At 40.9% G+C, this 3,558-nt stretch carries 6 protein-coding genes; 3 read left to right on the top strand and 3 right to left on the bottom strand.

Annotated features, from left to right (window positions below; all coding sequences use genetic code 11):
- On the bottom strand, positions 1-384 hold a 384-nt coding region (locus MV676_RS06295; RefSeq protein ID WP_297445908.1), incomplete at its 3' end, for a metallophosphoesterase.
- Positions 368-622: a hypothetical protein gene (locus MV676_RS06290; protein WP_297445906.1), complete on the bottom strand. Its 255-nt coding sequence runs from the start codon at positions 620-622 to the stop codon at positions 368-370. The genes MV676_RS06290 and MV676_RS06295, both read right to left, overlap by 17 nt.
- A gap of 462 nt (positions 623-1,084) precedes the next feature.
- On the opposite strand from MV676_RS06290, the gene MV676_RS06285 reads away from it, so the two are divergent.
- Positions 1,085-1,501, top strand: a complete 417-nt coding sequence (locus MV676_RS06285) for a hypothetical protein (RefSeq protein WP_297445904.1) — start codon at positions 1,085-1,087, stop codon at positions 1,499-1,501.
- A complete protein-coding gene (locus MV676_RS06280; RefSeq protein ID WP_297445902.1) occupies positions 1,498-2,106 on the top strand; it encodes a hypothetical protein in 609 nt (202 codons plus the stop codon). Before MV676_RS06285 ends, MV676_RS06280 begins: the two co-directional genes overlap by 4 nt.
- A 7-nt stretch (positions 2,107-2,113) precedes the next feature.
- Here MV676_RS06280 and MV676_RS06275 read toward each other — a convergent pair whose 3' ends face one another.
- Entirely contained in the window at positions 2,114-3,007 is an 894-nt protein-coding gene (locus tag MV676_RS06275) for a hypothetical protein (RefSeq protein ID WP_297445900.1), read from the bottom strand.
- Positions 3,008-3,079: 72 nt separating this feature from the next.
- On the opposite strand from MV676_RS06275, the gene MV676_RS06270 reads away from it, so the two are divergent.
- Positions 3,080-3,403, top strand: coding sequence for a hypothetical protein (locus MV676_RS06270; protein WP_297445898.1), 324 nt, complete (start codon positions 3,080-3,082; stop codon positions 3,401-3,403).
- Positions 3,404-3,558 lie beyond the last annotated feature (155 nt).

Raw genomic sequence — 3,558 nt, 5'->3', positions numbered from 1 at the left:
TAAACTATCTGCGCCGATAAATCCATCTACATCAGATTCCGGCACTCCGAATTTGACCGGTGAATGGTGCATAAATATTACGGTGGGTTTTTCTCTTTCTTCGGCAAGTTGTTTTTCCAGCCAGGCAAGACGATCTGCGCACATCTCGCCTCCCGGCTTATCGGGTATGGTGCTGTCGATTCCGATGAGGCGGACCTCGTAATCGTCTAATACGAAATTCAAAAAATTTTCTGATTCCGCGGGACAGCTTACCTGGCCGAAAGCCGACAGAAGCGTTGTCCGTTTATCATGGTTGCCGGGTATAATGTAAAATGGCATTTTCAGTTTCTTGAGAATCTCATAATCCTTTTCCTCTATCTTCAAACCCTTAAGATTTCTGGCCATTCTTTTTCCTCCTCCACAGGTCTATGAGGTCTTTGACCATTTTTTCCCTATCTTCCCTCACATGCCATAGCGTTCTATCTCCTTCTTTCTCCCTCTCCACTATTCCCTGACTTTCAAGAGAGAACAACACTCTCCTTATCAAAAACTCACTCAAACCCGTATCCCTTGTTATCTCCTCAACGCTTTCTGCTCCGTTTAAAAGAGACTCCAGAACCTTAACCTTACTCCTCTCTTCCATACCTTTTTACTCCTACTTTTCTATATTATCAGATTTTTTGAAATCCTGCAACCCTTCTCACACTCCTTCGTAGGCTGTCTAATGTCAATGCGACTACCCTGTCTCCACAACCAACATTCCATTACTGTTAAATCAATAACAATTTACTTTCCATTAATACACAATTGATTAAAATTTAATTGTCAATCTACCACTCTTCTATTACATCTCCATTACCTTTCCATTCACAATCGTATATTTCCAATTAACTTTCTATTAACCTCAATTAACCTATATCTCACAATCCCTATCTTCCGATTGTGAGCACAGATTCCTTAAAAAAATTTTAACACCTACTTACCCCCTCTCTACACTCCCGTATACCCATTCTCTTAAAAATCCAAAAACCTACCTACCATATTCCCTCTAATGAATGGCGGTGAGGTTTTTCTGTATACTTATCAGAAAGCAGAGGGGTTCTGTGTGGTTATCACGGAGATAGACGTTTTAACCTTTTCGTTCTTTCAGGCACTTAAAATGCTTTTGCTGATAGGGTTCCTGGGCGGATTAATTCTTCTTTACGGCGATTTCTTTTCAGAAAACAGGCGGTCTGTTTTTTATGTTTCTTCCTTTCTGTTTATTTCTTTTCTGTTTGTGTTTCTGGTATCCTACTTATACTACAGAGAAAACAGGTGGGCAGTTGTAGTTTCTAAAGAGACTGACAGAAAATGTTCAGTGGTGTATGTTTTAAAAGATAAAATAGACGGATTCAGGCTTACTCAATGGATAAACGAGGCAATAGAAAACGGATACAGTCTTATATATCAGGATGAAAAATCAGTTGTTGCCTCAAAGTGCTATCAAAACTTTTCTAAACCTAATAAAGGAGACAGGAAATGAAAAGACTCTTTCTTCTGCTGAGCGTTCTTTTCTTTACGCTGACGGCAGAAGGAGCCTCTAACTCTTCTTTCGTGAAAAACTGGGGTCTTCACAAGTCTGTTGTTCAGGAGTGTCTCAGACTCGGCGTAGACCCCAGAGTGGTTGTGGCAATAAGGTGGATAGAGTCTTACAAGCTAAACGGGACAGTTTACCCTTATGCCGTAAGAGTAAACTCCGGTCTTTCAAAGCTAAAAGACCTTGAGTTCAGCGGAGTAAAAAGGGTTTCTAAACACGTCTTCGTCTGCAGTTCAAGGAATTCCTGCGTGGAGTTTGTAAAAAAGTTGATTTCTTTAGGCGTGGTAAACTTTGACGCCGGCCTCTACCAGATTAACTACCTGCACAACGGAGATAAGTTCAGGAACTACCCTGAAGACGTTTTTGACAGGATAGAGTCGGGAAAGTTTGTCTGCCGTTACGTAGCTGAAAAGTTAAAAAAGTATGGATTTCACGCAAACGCTGTCGCTTTTTACCACTCTTTTCAGAAAGAAAGGAACGAAAAGTATGCGGAAAAGTTCTATTCAGTCTACGACAAGCTTGTTTTCAGCGGTGTAAAAAGGGGGAACTAACTCCCCCTTAAACTTTCAGTGCCTTAACCTTGGCCTCTTTGAACACTTTGAGAAGAGGCTCAATCTGCCTGTGCATTCTGTCAAGGATTTCTTCCCTGACAGTTTTTCTTCTCTCTCCCTGAGCGTAGGAAAGAATCCTTTTCCACATCTCTTTAAAAGGAACAGAACCGTTGGGGAACTCTTTGAGGAGTGCTTCTTTTACCTGTTCAAGAGGGTATTCAGTGTAAACGATGGGTTCGGAACTCCCGTCTTCCCTCTTGAGCCTTTGGACTCTTTCTCTCTTGATGTCTTTCCATATAGACAGCTCGTTTATGTCTACCATGGAATTCCACAGCGTCTTAAACAGAGTAAGGTGCTTGCTCATCTCCTTGACGGCCTCTTCCATTATCTCTTTAGATTCTTCGTTAACGCTTCCAAAGTGTTTCCTCTTCGTTATCACCCCGGCCGGATACCTCCTTTCTCCGTCGTTAACGTAGAGCTTGAATCCTACTGTCTCCTTGGTGTCGTAAGAGTTTGTAATTCCAATTTCTGCCCTCAGTCCCTTTTCAAGTTCGTATTCCGTGGGAATGACAAGCTCGTTGATGTCTACCCTTTCGGGTTCTCCGGCAAGCTTGTATCCGTTTTTCTCAAGAGCTTTAACTGCAATCTTTTCAAGGTCTTTGAAGAGGACGATTTTATACCTGTCGGAAACTATTCCTTCAAAGACGGGATACTCTCCTGCAAGGTCTTTGTGGAAAACAGCTATGAACCTTCCGGGAGCCGGAGCGATTTTCCCGTTCTTCTGTTTCGTGTAAAGGGGAGCCTCTTTGATGATGTAGTTGTCCCTGTCTTCATAGACTCTTTCGTATTCTGCGTTCTCTACAAGTCTTGCCCTGTCTTTCCTGACTTTCCTAAGAGGCATTTTTTCCTCCTTCATTCGGTTTAGAATTAGTATAGACCCTGAGAAAAAAATTTTTTCTTCCTGGAGGGAGAAATGGTAGAGGTGAAGAACGGACTTATATACAGGGACGGAAAGGTTATTACTGTTAACGACCTTTTAAGCCTTTCCGAAAAAGAGATAGGAGATAAAGAACTTGCAAATGCGGTCAAAAGAGCAAAAGAAACGGGAAAGTCTCTTGTTGTAGTTGACGCAGGAGAAAGAAAAAAAGTGAGCAAGAAATACGTGATTATCAACGGCACGGGAGATACGCTCAGGTCTATAAAGAAAAAAGAGGTTTTTGTTATGGATATAAAAGAGCATATATTAAAAACTTTTTTGGACTATAAGTACCAATTTCACACTATAATTAAGAGATAGAGTATGAAATTATTATTGCTTTGGTACTTAGTTAATTGTTCCAAAGTTTAAACTTTGGAACAAAAAGTTTTGATTAGTGAGAAGATGGATACTCTTGAGGTGTTTTTGCATACTCTTGACCAAGAATAGCACAACCTTCAGATATACCCATATTT

The sequence above is a fragment of the Desulfurobacterium sp. genome (assembly GCF_027028515.1).
Taxonomy (GTDB): domain Bacteria; phylum Aquificota; class Aquificia; order Desulfurobacteriales; family Desulfurobacteriaceae; genus Desulfurobacterium_A.
This window is presented reverse-complemented; position numbering and strand designations above follow the sequence as displayed.

What these genes read in the sequence shown, in the direction of transcription:
- MV676_RS06290 (WP_297445906.1), bottom strand. Translation starts at nt 622, where the DNA reads ATGGAAGAGAGGAGTAAGGTTAAGGTTCTGGAGTCTCTTTTAAACGGA.
- MV676_RS06280 (WP_297445902.1), top strand. Translation starts at nt 1,498, where the DNA reads ATGAAAAGACTCTTTCTTCTGCTGAGCGTTCTTTTCTTTACGCTGACG.
- MV676_RS06275 (WP_297445900.1), bottom strand. Translation starts at nt 3,007, where the DNA reads ATGCCTCTTAGGAAAGTCAGGAAAGACAGGGCAAGACTTGTAGAGAAC.
- MV676_RS06270 (WP_297445898.1), top strand. Translation starts at nt 3,080, where the DNA reads ATGGTAGAGGTGAAGAACGGACTTATATACAGGGACGGAAAGGTTATT.